Source organism: Lachnoclostridium sp. (assembly GCF_031997925.1).
In the GTDB taxonomy this organism is placed as follows: Bacteria; Bacillota; Clostridia; order Lachnospirales; family Lachnospiraceae; genus Lachnoclostridium.
This window is the reverse complement of sequence record NZ_DAMADT010000019.1, coordinates 422-16753: the sequence shown is the minus strand read 5'-3', so window position 1 is coordinate 16753 and position 16332 is coordinate 422. Positions and strand designations below refer to the sequence as shown.

At 34.4% G+C, this 16332-nt stretch carries 11 protein-coding genes and 1 other annotated feature; of the genes, 9 read left to right on the top strand and 2 right to left on the bottom strand.

Annotated elements, in window-relative coordinates; all coding sequences use genetic code 11:
* Positions 1-285: 285 nt before the first annotated feature.
* The 4 genes from RTP52_RS12660 to brnQ all read left to right on the top strand — a co-directional run bounded on the left by RTP52_RS12660 (position 286) and on the right by brnQ (position 6198).
* Complete coding sequence (locus RTP52_RS12660) at positions 286-708, top strand: VOC family protein (RefSeq protein WP_312106150.1); 423 nt, start codon at positions 286-288, stop codon at positions 706-708.
* 346 nt (positions 709-1054) lie between these two features.
* Entirely contained in the window at positions 1055-3349 is a 2295-nt protein-coding gene (locus tag RTP52_RS12655) for a ribonucleoside-diphosphate reductase subunit alpha (RefSeq protein ID WP_312371772.1), read from the top strand.
* A 13-nt stretch (positions 3350-3362) separates the two neighbouring features.
* The gene (locus RTP52_RS12650) at positions 3363-4391 is read left to right on the top strand and encodes a ribonucleotide-diphosphate reductase subunit beta (RefSeq protein WP_312371771.1); all 1029 of its coding nucleotides are present in this window, start codon (positions 3363-3365) and stop codon (positions 4389-4391) included.
* Positions 4392-4506: 115 nt separating this feature from the next.
* Positions 4507-4752: a binding site (T-box leader), on the top strand.
* Between the two features lie 114 nt (positions 4753-4866).
* Positions 4867-6198: a branched-chain amino acid transport system II carrier protein gene (gene brnQ, locus RTP52_RS12645; protein WP_312371770.1), complete on the top strand. Its 1332-nt coding sequence runs from the start codon at positions 4867-4869 to the stop codon at positions 6196-6198.
* 124 nt (positions 6199-6322) lie between these two features.
* On the opposite strand, the gene RTP52_RS12640 is transcribed toward brnQ, so the two are convergent.
* Positions 6323-6655 carry a DUF1801 domain-containing protein gene (locus RTP52_RS12640; RefSeq protein WP_312106146.1) on the bottom strand — a complete coding sequence of 111 codons (333 nt, stop codon included), beginning with the start codon at positions 6653-6655 and terminating at the stop codon, positions 6323-6325.
* A gap of 341 nt (positions 6656-6996) precedes the next feature.
* Between RTP52_RS12640 and RTP52_RS12635 the strand changes: the two genes are divergently transcribed.
* Complete coding sequence (locus tag RTP52_RS12635; RefSeq protein ID WP_312106145.1) at positions 6997-7860, top strand: AraC family transcriptional regulator; 864 nt, start codon at positions 6997-6999, stop codon at positions 7858-7860.
* A 153-nt stretch (positions 7861-8013) separates the two neighbouring features.
* On the opposite strand, the gene RTP52_RS12630 is transcribed toward RTP52_RS12635, so the two are convergent.
* Positions 8014-9216 carry an MFS transporter gene (locus RTP52_RS12630; RefSeq protein ID WP_312371769.1) on the bottom strand — a complete coding sequence of 401 codons (1203 nt, stop codon included), beginning with the start codon at positions 9214-9216 and terminating at the stop codon, positions 8014-8016.
* Positions 9217-9607: 391 nt separating this feature from the next.
* Here RTP52_RS12630 and RTP52_RS12625 point away from each other — a divergent pair, with 391 nt between their 5' ends.
* The 4 genes from RTP52_RS12625 to RTP52_RS12610 all read left to right on the top strand — a co-directional run.
* Positions 9608-10951, top strand: coding sequence for a glycoside hydrolase family 28 protein (locus RTP52_RS12625; protein ID WP_312371768.1), 1344 nt, complete (start codon positions 9608-9610; stop codon positions 10949-10951).
* A 492-nt stretch (positions 10952-11443) separates the two neighbouring features.
* Positions 11444-13234 carry a sensor histidine kinase gene (locus tag RTP52_RS12620; protein ID WP_312371767.1) on the top strand — a complete coding sequence of 597 codons (1791 nt, stop codon included), beginning with the start codon at positions 11444-11446 and terminating at the stop codon, positions 13232-13234.
* Positions 13235-13388: 154 nt separating this feature from the next.
* Complete coding sequence (locus tag RTP52_RS12615) at positions 13389-14969, top strand: response regulator transcription factor (RefSeq protein WP_312371766.1); 1581 nt, start codon at positions 13389-13391, stop codon at positions 14967-14969.
* A 187-nt stretch (positions 14970-15156) separates the two neighbouring features.
* Positions 15157-16332, top strand: a 1176-nt coding sequence (locus tag RTP52_RS12610) for an extracellular solute-binding protein (protein ID WP_312371764.1), incomplete at its 3' end; no start/stop codon positions are given.

The window sequence follows — 16332 nt, the reverse complement described above, 5'->3', positions numbered from 1 at the left end:
TTGATTATTCGGTACAATAAGAAACTAATATCTTTTGATTTCATAATTAGGTTATAATGCTTTACTCTATCATATGATAATTGGGGAAATGGCCCCTTGTCCTTTCTATATGCTAGTGCTAAAATAACCGAAAAGGAGTATTTCACCATAACAATAAATATGGGGGAACTCAAATGAGAACGGAACATACATAGTTAATGTTTTGGTCCCAAAAGCATTATTTCAGATATATAATAAATGAAATATTAATAAGAAGATTTAAATACTTAAAAGGAGGAGCTAATCATGGTACAATCGATAGTTCATATAGCATTAGTTGTAAGAGATTATGATGAGGCTATTGATTTTTATACAAAAAAATTACATTTTCAATTGGTGGAAGACACTTATCAAGCTGAACAAGATAAAAGGTGGGTGGTAGTATCACCACCAGGTTCTAATGGAACAACAATATTGCTAGCTAAAGCTTCGAAACCAGTGCAGGAGGAGTTTATTGGTAATCAAGCAGGGGGAAGAGTTTTCCTGTTTCTTGGGACTGATAATTTTGATAGGGATTATCAAGAGATGATAGAGCATGGAATTGAATTTATTAGAGAACCTAAAGTACAGGACTATGGAAAAGTAGCTGTATTTAAAGATTTATATGGAAACCTATGGGATTTGGTACAGTTTCATGAGAATCACCCTATGAAAGTTAGAGTTAAGTAAAAAGCGGATATAGGTCTGGCAAGTGTTTGGATTGGTATATTCGATTTCGTCAAGAATGGCAACAATGCAAAAGTATAATTTAAATATTCTAAGTTCCAGTGGAAGAACATTCTTAATAGTCTGTTCTTCTTTTTCTTATGTCAATTTTTGGAGAATAATACACCTCCAAAAGTCTAAAAAAATAAGTAAAAAAATATTTCACTCTTGATTATTTTTATGTTGCGGTATAATATATAAATAATAACGATAATTATTACTATGACATTATATAGTATTAAATATAATGATATCTCTTTAGATGATACTATATATTGTAATTAACTAAAAGACAGGGTGAGTGTAAACTATGGATATTATGATTAAAAAGCGTAATCAAAGCTATGAGCCGTTATGTGTGGAAAAGACGAAGAGAATGATTGCATTTGCTTGTGAGGGTTTGGAAGGCTGTGATCCAATCGAACTGGAGCTGGATGCGAGGATCCAGTTTGTGGACGGAATGAGTACGAAAGAAATTCAAAAGATGCTGATACAAACAGCGATTGAAAAAGTAATCCATATCAAGAAAGATGAATTTGGTAATATCATGCGTGAAACACATACCAATTGGCAGTATGTAGCGGCGAGATTGTTCGTATTTGATTTGTATAAAGAAGCAGCTATTGAACGTCATTATAAGCATTTTGGATATGGGGATTTTTTAAAGCTAGTGAATTCGTTGGTGGAGAAAGAATATTACGGAGAATATTTGACAGATAAATATTCACAGTCAGAGATAAAAGAGTTAGGTGAGTATATTAAGCCAGAGCGTGATTATTTATTTAATTACGAGGGTGTGAAGCTGTTATCCGATCGTTATCTTGTTAAGGGGAATCAGAAGGAGGTTCTTGAACTTCCACAAGAAAGATTTATGACAATTGCGATGCACCTTGCAATTCCGGAAGAGAAATCAAAGCGTATGGAATATGTGAAGAAGTTCTACGATTTGTTAAGTAGTCTTCAAATGACAGTAGCAACGCCTACTCTTGCCAATGCCGGTACACCATTTTATCAGCTAAGTAGCTGTTTTATCTCAGTGGTAGGAGATAATTTATGGTCGATCTATGATGTGAATCAGAAGTTTTCTAGTGTGAGTAAACATGGCGGGGCGCTTGGTATCTATGTAGGTAAAATCCGTGCTTTAAACAGTGAGATACGAGGAAATAAGAATGCTTCCGGAGGAGTAATTCCTTGGGTGCGACTCTATAATGATACTGCAATTGCAGTGGATCAATTAGGAAGACGAAAGGGAGGAGCTACCATTACTCTAGATGTTTGGCATGCCGACCTATATGATTTTCTTGACCTCAAAACAAATAATGGAGATGATCGAAGAAAAGCGCATGATATATTTACCGCACTTAGTGTACCAAACTTATTCATGGAACGATTAGAGCGACGAGAAGAGTGGTCGTTATTTGATCCTTACATGGTAAAAAAGGTAATGGGATTTTCTTTGGAGGATAGCTATGATGAGGTCACAGAGAAAGAGTTTACAAAGCGCTATCTTGCATGTGAAGAATGCAAAGAATTACCAAGAATTTCAGTTCCGGCACTTGAAGTGATGAAACGGATTATGAAGAGTGCTGTTGAGACCGGAACACCTTTTATCTTCTTCCGTGATACGGTGAATCAGGCAAATCCGAATAAACACGTTGGAATGATTTATTCCTCGAACCTTTGTCAAGAGATAGCTCAAAATATGAGTGAAAGTGAGCTCGTAGAGGAAGTGCTTCAAGAAGAGTCCAGTGATAAAGTGATTATTACAAAGACTAAATCAGGGGATATGGTAACCTGTAATCTAAATTCGATTAGTCTTGGTAGGATTGAAAAAAAGGATTTAGAAGTTAATATTCCATTACAGATTCGTATGCTTGATAATGTTATTACGTTAAATAAGACACCAGTAGCAGAAGCACGAATTACCAGTGATAAGTACCGTGCAATCGGACTTGGGACAAGTGGATATCATCATTATCTTGTAAATCACGGTATTGGTTGGGAGACACAAAAACATCTTGAGGAAGCGGATGATTTATTTGAAGAAATTGCATATCAGGCCATCAAAGCCTCGATGCAACTTGCAAAGGAAAAGGGAAAATATGAAGCTTTTCATGGTTCCGAGTGGGAAACAGGAGAGTATTTTAACCGCAGAGGTTATACCAGTGAACGATGGATGGCATTAAGTAAAGAGGTAGCAAAGTATGGGATGAGAAATGGCTATATTACAGCAGTTGCACCAACTGGAAGTACTTCAAACATTGCAAATACCTCAGCGGGTATTGATCCTATCTTTAAACGATATTTTATTGAAGAAAAGAAGGGAAGTTTTATACCAAAAACTGCTCCAAACTTGAATCCATCGAATTTCTGGTTATACAAAGAAGCACATACGATTGATCAACAGTTTAGCATCCGTGCTTGTGGAATACGTCAAAGACACATTGATCAATCTCAGTCGTTTAATCTATATATCACACCAGAATACAAGGCAATTGATATTTTAAATTTATATATGGAAGCATGGAGAAAAGGTCTTAAGACAATTTACTATGTTAGAAATCAGTCGCTGGAGATGGATGAATGTACAAGCTGTTCTAGTTAAAAGGGAGGTTATAATGGAGAAGAAGAAAATTTTTAATGAGAATGGAGATCGTGGAACCGATCGTTTAATCAAGGGAAATACAACAAATCTTAGAGAGTGGAATCGAATCAAATACGACTGGGCGCGCTTGATTTATCGTACGATGCTGAATAATTTCTGGATACCAGAAGAAATTTCACTGCAAGAGGATGTAAAACAATTTCCTTACTTAACGGATGGAGAACGGAATGCCTTCGATAAAATCATTGCATTCCTCAACTTCTTAGATTCGATACAAAGTGAAAATCTACCAAACATATCAAGGTATATTACTGCTCCAGAAGTATCCTCCTTACTAAATGTACAGGCATTTCAAGAAGAAATTCATGCGCAAAGCTACTCCTATATCTTAGATACCGTGACTAATCCAGTCACAAGAGATCGAATCTATGATATATGGAGAGAGGATAAGTATCTTTTGGAACGTAATAAATTCATAGCTAATATTTATCAAAGATTTAGTGATGAACCTAGTGATGCAAATTTTGTACGTGTAGTATTTGCAAATTATATACTTGAGGGTATTTATTTTTATTCCGGGTTTAGTTTTTTCTATACACTAGCAAGACAAGGTAAAATGACAGCTACCAGTACAATTTTTAAATATATCAATCGAGATGAAATAACACATTTGGTACTGTTTCAAAATATTTTAAAGGAACTTCGTCTAGAGCAGAAAGAGCTATTTACCAATGGCTTAGATGAGGAACTTCGTGAGATGATGAGAACTGGTGTCGAGCACGAGATTGCTTGGGGACAATATGTTACGGATAATCAGATACTTGGCATCAATCATGAGCTTATCGATCAATATATTAAGTACTTATCCAATCAAAGATTACGAGCAGTTGGTTTGGAAATACTTTATCCAGAAATCACGAAACATCCAATGGAATGGATAGAGTCATTTTCTAACATCAATAGTACGAAGACTGACTTTTTTGAAGCAAAAGTAACGAATTATACAAAAGCAGCGGTATTTGATTTTGATGATTTACAGTAAAGGAAACGCACTTTCCAGTATTTTGAGTGTTCAATAAAAAACAGGATGACACAAAAGCTACTTTTTTAATGTTGACATTCTTTAAACAAAGTGATATAAAATTATTTAAATATAACTAAATCCTACGACGAGAAAAAGTAAGGTATAACTTTTGTTCTACAGAGAATTGGTGTATGCTGAGAGCCAATGTGCAATGTGTATCTGAAAATCATCTCCGAGGAGCAAGTCTGAAAATCAGTAAGACTTGATGACTTTCCCACATTACAGGGAACACGTATGATTGTACGTTACTGAGTGTCGTTAAAGTGTTTTTAATTTAACGGAAATTAAGGTGGTAACGCGAGTAGCACTCGTCCTTATGTTATAAGGACGAGTGTTTTTTTTGCCCAATTTTATGCAGAGGTGGTGTTGTGGAATGCGATATAGGTATTTGCTATCCAATTAATATTTTTATAATAGTAAGGAGAAGATTCAAATGGAAAAGTTATCAAAGAAAGATTTATTGCTAGTAAGTTTAATGTTATTCTCAATGTTTTTTGGTGCAGGAAACCTGATATTTCCACCACTGCTTGGCCAGCTTTCTGGTACAAATTTAGTACTTTCATTAGGAGGCTTTATGCTTTCTGCGGTAGGCCTTCCGATCTTAGCTGTAGCAACTGTAGCAAAAGCTAATGGGCTTCAATCCGTAGCTGGACGTGTGGGTAAAACTTTTGCACTAGTATTTACAATATTAATATACTTATCTATAGGGCCTTTTTTAGGAATCCCTCGTGCTGGAAGCCTTGCTTTTGAAATGGGAATTAAGCCTTTTTTACCTGATTCTCTTAATGCAAGTGCTATGCCGCTTTTAGCATATACATTATGCTATTTTGCCTTAGCTTTCTGGTTGAGCCTTAAACCATCAAAGCTTATGGATCGTTTAGGTAAAGTACTTACTCCTTGTATTTTAATACTTATAGCTTCAATCTTTGTTGGAAGCATATTAAAACCTATAGGTGCATTTTCCGCTCCAACATCCTATTACTCAGGCAATCCTGTTTTAAAAGGCTTCTTGGATGGATATATGACTATGGATGCTATAGCCGCTCTTAATTTTGGTATAGTTATAGCATTCACTTTGAAAGAAAGAGGAGTAAATAGTGAAAAAGGTCTTATAAGTAATACGATAAAATCAGGTGTAATTGCAGGTTTAGTATTAACTGTAATATACATAGTTTTATCTTATTTAGGAGCTTCAGCACAAGGAACACTTGGTTCTGTTGAAAATGGTGCCCAAAGTCTTACAAACATTGTTTTATATCTATTTGGTTCAAAAGGAATAATAATACTTAGCATTCTATTTTCATTAGCATGTTTAAGTACTTCTGTTGGCCTTATAACATCTTGCAGCAAATACTTTACAACTATAATTCCTAAGGTGAGCTATAAAACATGGGTAATTGTATTATGCCTATCTAGTATGTTATTTGCTAATGTTGGCCTAAATAAAATATTAAAATTTTCAATTCCTGTGCTTAACATCATATATCCAATGGCAATAGTTCTAATACTTTTACCATTTGCCCATAACCTATTTAAAGGATATAGACAAGTATATCAATTATGTATGCTGTTTACTTCAGTATTTAGTCTCTTATCAGGATTAGAGGGATTTGGTTTGAATTTTTCTTTTCTTAAAGTAATTCCTTTGGCCAGTGAAGGACTTGTATGGGTTATCCCATCCATCGTAGGTGCCGTATTAGGGTTTGTTTTTGGATTAATTAAGGACAAAAATTCAAGAACTGAATGTGAAAATGAAGGCTTTTGATATAATGTTTTGCCACAAGGCTGACTACCTTGTGGCAAAAAGAAATCCAGACCGCTATCCTAAAGAAGAAAGCGATCTGGAAAAATTAAATGATTCGGTTAGCAATGTGAGCGTGTTTTCTTGTTTATGCATTAAAACTTTCTACAAATATTTTTTTAATTACTTCATGTGGTATTGGCTCACCATGATAGATTTGAAGCATTCCTTTTGGCGTTATATTGTAACCTACTAAATGATCCTTAAATAAAAGAACTGCTTTGGCTTCAATATTAATATGATCTTTGAACGGTATAAGGCGAATAAATTGATCTTTGTAATAAAAAGATGGAATCTTAGCCCATAACTTTTCATAGAAACCTTTCGGTGCACATTGCTCAATTAAATCATACAGTTCATAAAATCGTTGCATTGTTTCCCTATCGAAACTGCTTATGTAATTATGGATGTCCTCGTTCATTGTAACCTCTTCTCTGGCGCTTTCGCACCTTTTTAATACGGTTGAAAAAAGATTAATTTTTCAGCCTATCCCAGTTACTCTCATTGGTTAACCTATTTTTACTTCAAGATATTCCGAATATATAAATATTATATCACAGTAGATTATTCAGTGAAAGCAATTTTTATATGTTATACAATAAAGATAATAATGTCATTCATTGGTTTCAATACATGGAAGATCTGCGGAGCATTGCATCGTATTTGGTCTCCAATAATGACATAAATAAATAATTCTGTGCACAAAAAGTTGCGACTTTAATCTGCAGTTGTTTTATCATGGTTTATGAAAGGAGTGGTGTTATGGATTGGCTTGATTATATGAATGCTTCGCTTAATTATATTGAAGAGAATCTAAGTATCAAAATTGATTATGAAAGAATAGCAGCTAAGGCATTATGTTCCTCTTATAATTTTCAGAGAATGTTTTCCTTTATAGCGAATGTCACACTTGCAGTTTATATAAGGCGTAGATGTATGACAGCAGCTGCACTGGAGTTATCAAAAAGTAAAGTTTCCGTCCTTGATACAGCAATCAAATATGGATACGATTCTCCAGTATCATTTGCACGAGCATTTACATCCATACATGGAATTACTCCACAGGAAGCGCGCGTCCCAGGAGCAAAGTTAAAGCTCTATCCAAGAATCTCCTTTCAAATATCAATTAAAGGAGCAGAAGTTATGAAGTATCGAATTGAAAAGATGGATGGATTTTGTTTGGCTGGAATCTCAAGAGAAATTTCAATCAATAATGGAGAAAATTTTAAATTGATACCAAAGATGTGGGAAGAGTTAAACTCGGATGGTACCTGCGATAGGATTGTTAATTTAAATGGCAGGAAAGAGGAAGCGATGTATGGGGTTTGCTATGATTTTCATTTTGAGGAAGAAAGATTCCGCTATATGATAGCAATAAAGCCAGAAGGTCAGATGCCAGAAGGTTATGAAGTATTAGAAGTACCTGAGTTTACCTGGGTAAAGTTTGAGTGTATCGGAGCTGCAGGGATTCAAGAAACGTTTCAGCGTATGAATACAGAATGGTTTATGACTTCTGGTTATGAGCATGAAGAAGGGCCTGAAATCGAATTTTATCCATGTGGAGATGTAGATGCTCCAGATTATGTTTGTGAAGTGTGGGTTCCAATAAGACCAGTGAAGAAATAACAGATAATTTTGAGCGTATAGCATAAAAAACTTGCTTCAAAAGGTCATGTACAAGGGGCAAGTTCCTTTGGAAATCACAATAAAAAACAGCGATTTGCAACCCACATAACGGGGTGTATTATCGCTGTTTTGTTGTAAGCCTAATTGTTGTCTTCATCGGTTTCTTAGCTCATTATCCTTGAGGTGTATTAAAGATTTTCTATTTTCTATTTTTCTTTTTTCTGTTAGTTTCAGTATCAATAACAAAACTATAATAAGAATACTAGCAACGAAAAGCCTAGTCCCCTCAATATTATTGCCGTCTACTGCTTTAGCAATAGGGTTTATTATAAAAGGCGAGATAAATTGAGATACGTTGCTAGCTATTCCTAACAATGCTACAGATAATACGATTTCTTCTTGCTTCACTCTCTTATAAAGCATTGAATACAGTGTTGGAGATATAAAGCTGGTACCAATCCCAAAGAAAACACTACCGATTAGCAAAATAGCTTGATTAGGTGAAGATCTTACAATCAGCAAGGCTGCAGCTGTAAGTATCAACCCTAGTGTAAGTGTTTTACCTTTGGTTTTAGAATACACTTTACCGAAAACTAAACCGATAAAAAATCCAATAGCAGAATTAATGCTTGCTAATAGGCCTACAAATTGTGAGTTTCCAAGACCACTTCTTTCAACGAACAAGGAGAGGTTTAACGGATAAGTGCATGTTAAGATTATACAAATAAAACTAATGGCGGCTACTGGTATAGCACTCTTCACGAAAATGTTTTTCTTATTAGAAATATCTGTTTTAACCTTTTTATTCTCTGTCTTTGGCATTAAAATCATTGCTACTATCAAAGGAACGATATTTAAAAGCTGAACAAGAAATACAAATTTCCAATTATACTTTGCAAAGGTTCCACTTAAAATATTAAATAATATTCCCCCAGCACACACGAAAGCTGATTGAATACCTACTGCGCTATCTCTTGACTTATCATCAGAAAAGTAAAGTGCTGGCAAACTTGCAATGGCAGTATTCAACAGTCCTAACCCGATACCCATAAAAGCACGGGTACATAATAGATAGGCAAAATTGTTTATCCAATATGGCGATATTCCAGAAAAAAGAATGATGATAATACTGATTATGGTAGTGGTTTTCAGTGATGTTTTTTCTGATAGCTTATCGGTTAAGAGCGATGAAAACATCATAAATAAAGATGGAACTGTTATGAGTAGTTGGATCGATCCTTCTTGATTTGGAAAAGCAGCCGCAATATTTGATAAAACAGGTACTAATGCAATCCCAGCCGATAGAGGGATTGATAAAAAAGAAATTGTTAATATTTTTCGATTATAACTGTTCAATCTTTATCCCTTCCTGTAAATATTATCTTACATAATATTATTATAACTATGTTGCAATTATTATTAAATAAGTTTCATTATACATCCATCTATAAATTCAAGCATCTAAAAGGATAACTCATACAATTTGCTATGTAGAAAAGCCGAGTGTCGTACAGAGCATAGCCGCTGAATTTTATTAATCCTGGAGAAAGTGTTGAGAAAAGGAAAAAACAATTAATTGTAGTATTTGTAAATGTCGTTTATAATACTGATAAGATATACGGGAAATATAAGGCAATAGATAAAACCTACTCCGATGAGAATTATGTTTGCATTATATTTAGAAATAAAATCTTATTATGGTGTGTGTGTCGGAGTAGGAAAGAATACTTTATAAGGAGAGATTGATATGGTTAGAAAAGTCTATAATATATTAGATTATGGAGCTGTTGCAGACGGTATAACCAACAATGCAGCTGCAATTCAAAAAGCGATTGATGAAGCAACGATAAATGGTGGACAAGTCATTGTTCCTGCAGGTAGTTTCTTAAGTGGAACAATAATCTTAAAGAGTAATGTCGATTTTCATCTGGAGATGGGAGCTATATTGATTAGTAGCTTAAGGAAAGAAGATATCCTAGATTTTGCAAAGCTTTTTGAAGATGATAATCTAACGACTGGATGGGATGGAGGATGTTTTATATTCGCCTGCCATGAAGAAAATATTACAATATCAGGACAAGGAACCATCTATGGACAGGGAGATAAGGTGTTCTTTGATGATAATGCAGATAATGGAGCTCACGAATGTCCTTTGAATGTAACAGCTTTTCGTCCAAGAACCACGTTTTTAGAAGATGTTACGAATCTAGCAGTAAAGGATATTACAATTAAGGACGCAGCCTTCTGGACCTTACATATGGCTGGTTGTCGCCACGTTCTTGTAAAAGATATTAAAATATTAAATGATATTCGTGGTGCCAATAATGATGGCATTGATCCAGATTGCTGCCAGGATGTTATGATTAGCGGATGTTTAGTGAAGACAGGGGATGATGCAATCGTAGTAAAAGCAACGAAACCAATGTCTCAAAAATACGGAGCTTGTGAAAATATAGTAATTAATAATTGTATTCTATATTCACGTGATTCTGGTTTAAAGATTGGAACTGAGACTCATGGAGATATTCGAAATGTTATGCTTAGTGACTGTGTAATTAAAGATTGCTCCAGAGGTGTTGGAATCTGGGTAAGAGATGGTGCTACAATTGAAGACATTCACGTACATCATGTTACCGGAAGCGTTTTAAAATATGCGGATGGAGAACGGACAGAAGGCCCTACCATGTGGTGGGGGAATGGGGAGCCTATCTTTATTAATGCGACATACCGAAATGAAAATCGTAACTATCCAGGAAAGTTAAGAAATATAACCTTTGACCATATCTATATGAAGGCAGAATCCAGTGTATTTCTAGCAGGAGAAGAGGATGCAAGGATTGAAAATATTACTATAACTGATCTTGAGGTTACGATGTGCAGCCAAGGAACTCAAAAATCTGGCTTTTTTGATGAACAGCCATCCCTCCGTCATGTATATCCACATAGCATTCCAGCTGTTTACGCGAGGAGTGTTGATGGGCTTCGTGTTAGTGGCAGAGTTCGTTATGAAGAGCCATATCATATTTCTAAGAATAAATTATATGAGTCTGAGGATTGTACTATGGAAGAATTTAATCTTTCGGAGAGATAACATTTTAGGCAAGTAACTTATTACGATAACACAATACACCTTGCTTTGTAAGGTCGTGTGCCAAGGGGAAAGTCCTTTGGAAACTACAACAATAAAACAGCGATATGTAGCCACTCTTATCAAGGCTCATATCGCTGTTTTGTTGTTAGTGGTCTTCTACATAATCGGGTGTAGTTCCTTGTAAAACGTACTAATTAAAACTATATTTCGTACTACCGACAAATATAGCAATGAATAGATAGTAATGAGCAATAAATGACAAGATTTGGTAAGGTATGCATGCTATAGTTAGAAAGGAGTAATGGGTGTAAGTTTTTAAAACTTTCACTCAGCCTGCTTATGTCGGAGTTTCATCCACAAACTCGATGATACTCATTGTCTTAAACAAGAATTATCTTGCAAACAAGAATTGTCATGTTAACAAGACAAAGAAGCAGCAAAGTAATAAATTATATATGTTAAGTGCGTATTCTATGCAGGAAATGAGGGCTCATGAATAGTGACTTACTATCTAAATTTTTTAAGAGACAAATAAAAAAGCTTGATAATTATACTTTGAAAAAAAAGCTTTATTTTCTATACTTTTTTTGTGTAGCTATCCCTGTAATTGTAACTAATGGATTGATTTTAAAAATTGTGTATGATTCAGAGAAAGCATCCAGAAAAAGAAACTTAGAAAACATCGCAGAAGCAGTGGAATATAATATTACCTCCTCTTTTAGTAATGCGGTTACTATTACAAATGATATGTATACAAACCGAATCATCAGTAAATTCTTAGATACAGTATATACTTCCCCATACGATTATTACAGCGCTTACGATTCATTAAAAAGAAATTATATCTTACATCAAAGTCTTGGATTAAAGATTAGTAATGTCATACTATATGCAGACAATGATACTATTACCAATGGGGGAAAATTTGCTAAAGTCAGTGAGATTACTAATACAGAATGGTATCAGTATCTATCCTCTAGTGGAAGAAATTTAATTATATTCCCATACTATGACTATAATAAAACTAATTTATATACCCATGATACAGGCAGGACCATTTCTATTATAAGAAAGTTAGATTATTATGGAAAGAACAGCCTAGAGAAGATTGTAAAACTCGATGTAGACTATAGTATTATTCAAAAAGATATTACGAATACAAAATACGATGCAAAAGTTTATGTCTGTGATGGTGATAATATCATATTTTCAAATGATGGGATAACCTCAGGAAGCAAAGAATTCTCAAAGTGGAACGAAGGAAATTTAAAGGGAGAATATGCAGAAAAGCAAATGCATCTTTATAGTAGGGATTGGGATATTTATATCGTTGGTTACCAATCGAACATGATAGAACGATTAAGAGACAATATACCAATCTTTTTTATTTTAATATTAGCGAATTTACTACTGCCAATCACGATTATGTATCTAGTCAATCAGTCAAATACTCGGAGAATCTTTCTTCTTGGAGAGTACCTAGATAAGGTAAAAGAAGAAAAGTTTGATATGATAACTGGAGAAGCTAGTGTAGATGAAATCGGATATTTAATAAAAAACTATAATTTAATGGTTCTAAAGATGGAGGACTTAATTCAGGTTGTTTATAAAGATAAGCTCGAGAGACAAGAATTAAACTTAGCAAAGCAACAAGCGGAACTTTTGGCGCTTCATAGTCAGATTAATCCTCACTTTATGTTTAATGCCCTAGAGAGTATTCGTATGCGAAGTTTAATTAAAAACGAAGATGAAACGGCTCACATTATTGGAAAATTAGCTATCTTAATGAGAAAGTCTGTGGATTGGGGAGCAGATACTATAACGATTAAAGAAGAGATGGATTTTGTGGAAGCTTATCTGCAACTTCAAAGATATCGATTTGGTAACAAATTATTATATCAAATCCAAGTGGAGGAAGCATGTTTACGATATAAGATTCCTAAGTTAACAATCCTGACTTTCGTTGAAAACTCTTGTGTGCACGGAATCGAGAGTATGAGTAATGAGGGATGGATATTTATCTATATTACGGAAAATGAGGGTAGTGTTACGATTGAAGTGGAGGATACCGGTATTGGAATGACGGAAGAGCAAGCAAAGAAGCTTCAGGAGTATATGAACGGATCCAATATTGAAACGATTGAAAATAGTGAATCTATTGGTATCTTAAATGCTTGCGTAAGGCTTAGAATGTTTTGTGGCGAAAAGTTTAATATAAAAATTGATAGTGAAGATAAGGTTGGTACAACAATAGTTATAAAATTGCCAATTATCACCTGTTAAGGACAGCCATTGAAAAAGGAGAGGGTAGCGTGAAAATAAAAAACAATTTTCACACAGCCTACGACATGGTTTGGAGTAGTGTGTCAGGATGACACGTTGCGAATATTGTACTGTCGTCCAAAATCGCGGGATTGCAACAGAATGGAGGATTAATATGTTAAGAGTCTTAGTAGTGGATGATGAACCATATATCAAACAAGGGTTAGCAATGCTTATTGATTGGAAGGCGGAAGGGTTTACAATCATTGGTGAAGCAGCGAATGGTAAAGAAGCGATACGGTTTTTACGAAAAAACAAAGTAGATCTTATCATTGCAGATATTAAAATGCCTGAGATGAATGGCATCGAGCTATTAGAGTACATAAGAAAAGAAAAATTATCTGATGCATCTTATATTATTCTTAGTGGATATTATGATTTTCAGTATGCGAGGTCTGCAATCAAACACAACTGTTGTGATTATCTTTTAAAGCCAGTTCAAAAAGAGGAGTTGTTGGAGGTACTTCGTAGGGTCTCTCAAAAAAGCAAAGAGCTTGATAATCGACAAAATGAAAACAGAGAAAAGGAAAGAGCACTTTTTGACCGAAATCTTTTGGCACTCATTTGGGGAAAATTCGATAATTACAATATCGAGTATGTAACAAAACATTTAAGGATATCGAAAGAAATAAAGTACATAAATATCAATCTTGATTTTACAGGCCAGGAAAATCTAACAGAGACTGATAAACGAAAAATTCAAAAGAACCTATATATGCAGGCAAGAGAATTACTGAAGGAAGAAGAATACCATATTATATTTGATGTCGGAAAACAAGATTCCTCTTATGATATAGGTTTTCTTTATTGTGATTATCTTTCAGATGATGCGGGGTTAAACGAAGGGGAATACTTACAACAATTCAGCGGGCAATTGGGCGAAGGAATCAACCACAAAATTATATTATTTGTAGGGAATAAGGTTGATTCAATTGCAAGATTATCAGAATCATATCAAACCGCATTGATTGCAAAGACTTTACAGATGTTTCGTAATGATAAAGATATCGCCTTTTATGATGAAAACATGAATCTAAATGGAACCTCCTTATTAGAAAGAAGAAAATTAGATATTCTAATTCAAGCGGTTGAAGAAAATAATAAAGAGGAAATATCCTCTATGGTGGATAGTATTAACGATGATATTAATCAGTCCAATATGGATTATAATCTAATAAATCTAAATATTAGTTACATATTATATCAACTGATTTATTTGGCGACGAAGCAAGATGATAATATCAATCAAGAAGAAATCCTACAATATATTAGTAAAAATACCTTCCACAGAGATGCTATGCGTGGAAGCCGAAAGCACTTTAAGTTATTTGCTTATGATTTTTCAGAATATTTGCAACAACTTCGTAAAAATGTTTCAAAAGGAATTCTAGCTAGTATTGAAAGGGAGATTGAAGAAAATTATGCTGAGAATTTAAGTCTTAAATCTTTGAGTGAAAAATATTTCATTAATAGTGCTTACTTAGGCCAGGTATTCAAGAAACAATTTGGTCTGCCATTTAAGGATTACTTGAATAATTATCGTATCGATCGAGCAGCTGAGTTATTGCTACGTTCGGACGAAAAGGTGTATATCGTAGCTGAATTGGTTGGTTATCATAACCTAGATTACTTCATCAATCGCTTTGTTTCTGTGAAGGGATGTACCCCGACAAGATTTCGAAATCAAAACAGATAATGTGTAGAACTGATCTTTTATATTGTTAATTATGTATATATAAGCGGATAAGAGAAAGTTAAGTTTATATATATAGTTCACATGGATATAATCTATAGTTTGTATGGTTGTAGAAAATGCACAATATTGGTACGATTTAAGTAGTCACTTAGAGGTGATGAAACAATAAGAGCAGGGAGGATAAGTTATGAAAAAAAGATTTTTGTCACTGTTTTTAGTACTAATGCTAATTGCTTCTTTAGCATCAGGCTGCAGTAAAAAGGTGGACGATACGAAAGATGTAGACAATTCTAAAGTTGAAGCAACAAAAAAACCAGAAGACACAAAAGCACCAGAAAAGCAAGAAATGAAAGAATTCACTGCATTTTTCGCAGTACCTGGGACTGAAATCAACGATAATAATGTTGCAATGGAGAAATTAGCTGAGTTAACAGGAGCTAAGTGTAAAGAAACTTGGTTAACTGGTCAGACAGCAGAAGAAGCAGTTGGTACATTAATTGCTGGTGGTGAATATCCAGATTTTATTAGTGGTTCCACAGGTCATGCTCAGTTACTAGAAGCAGGTGCCTATGTTGCAATTGATCAGTATTGGGATAACTATCCTAATGTTAAGAATTACTTATCAGAGGAAGAGTGGAATAAGGTTAGAGCAGAGGATGGGCATGTATATATAATTCCTCAATTTGGTATTATCAATGGAAAAGATACCGAATGTGTACATAATGACGAAGCATTTTGGATTCAAACAAGAGTATTAAAGTGGGCTAATTACCCTAAGATTACAACACTTGATCAGTACTTTGATTTAATTGAACGATATCTTGCAGCGAATCCTACTATGCCAGATGGAACTGCAAATATCGGATATGAAATATTAAGTGATGACTGGAGATATTTCTGTTTGGAGAACGCACCATTTTTCTTAGATGGTTATCCAAATGATGGTTGTTGTATTGTTGATCCAGTAACTTTAGAGGTTTCTGATTATAATACAACAGAAACTGCAAAGAAGTACTTTGCAAAGCTTAATGAAGAATTTCAAAAGGGAGTTATCGATCCTGAGACATTTACGATGTCTTATGACCAATATATAGCAAAGCTTTCTTCTGGTCGTGTACTTGGTATGGTTGATCAACATTGGAACTTCCAGCAAGCAGAAGAAGCAATCAAGACACAGGGCTTAGATGATTGTACTTATGTACCTGTAGGAATTGTTATGAATGAAGGAACAAAAGAACGCTACCATTCCGCAAGTGCTCTTGACGTATCAAACGGTTTAGGAATCACAGTAAGCTGTAAAGATGTAGAAGGTGCAATGAAGTTTATCAATGATTTGTTATCACAAGAAGCATTAACACTTCGC

Coding starts and splice junctions, on each gene's coding strand:
- RTP52_RS12660 (WP_312106150.1), top strand. CDS start 286: ATGGTACAATCGATAGTTCATATAGCATTAGTTGTAAGAGATTATGAT.
- RTP52_RS12655 (WP_312371772.1), top strand. CDS start 1,055: ATGGATATTATGATTAAAAAGCGTAATCAAAGCTATGAGCCGTTATGT.
- RTP52_RS12650 (WP_312371771.1), top strand. CDS start 3,363: ATGGAGAAGAAGAAAATTTTTAATGAGAATGGAGATCGTGGAACCGAT.
- brnQ (WP_312371770.1), top strand. CDS start 4,867: ATGGAAAAGTTATCAAAGAAAGATTTATTGCTAGTAAGTTTAATGTTA.
- RTP52_RS12640 (WP_312106146.1), bottom strand. CDS start 6,655: ATGAACGAGGACATCCATAATTACATAAGCAGTTTCGATAGGGAAACA.
- RTP52_RS12635 (WP_312106145.1), top strand. CDS start 6,997: ATGGATTGGCTTGATTATATGAATGCTTCGCTTAATTATATTGAAGAG.
- RTP52_RS12625 (WP_312371768.1), top strand. CDS start 9,608: ATGGTTAGAAAAGTCTATAATATATTAGATTATGGAGCTGTTGCAGAC.
- RTP52_RS12620 (WP_312371767.1), top strand. CDS start 11,444: ATGAATAGTGACTTACTATCTAAATTTTTTAAGAGACAAATAAAAAAG.
- RTP52_RS12615 (WP_312371766.1), top strand. CDS start 13,389: ATGTTAAGAGTCTTAGTAGTGGATGATGAACCATATATCAAACAAGGG.